Source organism: Membranihabitans marinus (assembly GCF_019802045.1).
Classification (GTDB): Bacteria; Bacteroidota; Bacteroidia; order Chitinophagales; family Saprospiraceae; genus Membranihabitans; species Membranihabitans marinus_A.
This window is the reverse complement of record NZ_JAHVHU010000048.1, coordinates 1-570: the sequence shown is the minus strand read 5'-3', so window position 1 is coordinate 570 and position 570 is coordinate 1. Positions and strand designations below refer to the sequence as shown.

The window sequence follows — 570 nt, the reverse complement described above, 5'->3', positions numbered from 1 at the left end:
CAGATTCAGGTTCGGAGAATATATTCAACTGGTTGTCCGCAGTCGCAGGAACAAAGCGTTCACGCTTTGCACCATAAACCATTTTCTGAAGCTCTTTTAATTGAAATTGGAGTGAAGCAATTTGTGCTTTTTGAGCCTTGTTTTCCGCTATAAGTTCTTCCCTGGACACCACATAAACATACGATATTTATACCATATATCCCAAAATTATAGGCCATTATTTACCCCTGAATATACCTTTTTCTCTGTCGAACCGAAGACAGGGAAATACCTTCCAAAATCATCCAAAGTCGATCCCAGCTGATCGCCAATTCATGATCACGGGGGAATTCAAATGTCCCGGATTCCAGACTCTTGTAGTACAACACAAAACCCGTCCGGTCACACTCCAACAGCTTGATTTTGTCTCGCCGCCGATTGATGAATATATACACACTTCCATCTGAAGGATCCCGATCCAATTCATTGCGAACTATACCGGACAAACCTCGAAAACCTTTTCTCATATCGGTAGTGTGGGCATATAAATAATACTTCATCGAAGGAGTGAAGCTAATCATCGCTAATCCA

General features: G+C 41.8%; 1 protein-coding gene. It reads right to left on the bottom strand.

The window, feature by feature from the left end:
• Window positions 1-221: 221 nt before the first annotated feature.
• The coding region (gene tnpB / locus KUV50_RS19320; protein ID WP_222581853.1) for an IS66 family insertion sequence element accessory protein TnpB at window positions 222-570 on the bottom strand (349 nt) is incomplete at its 5' end.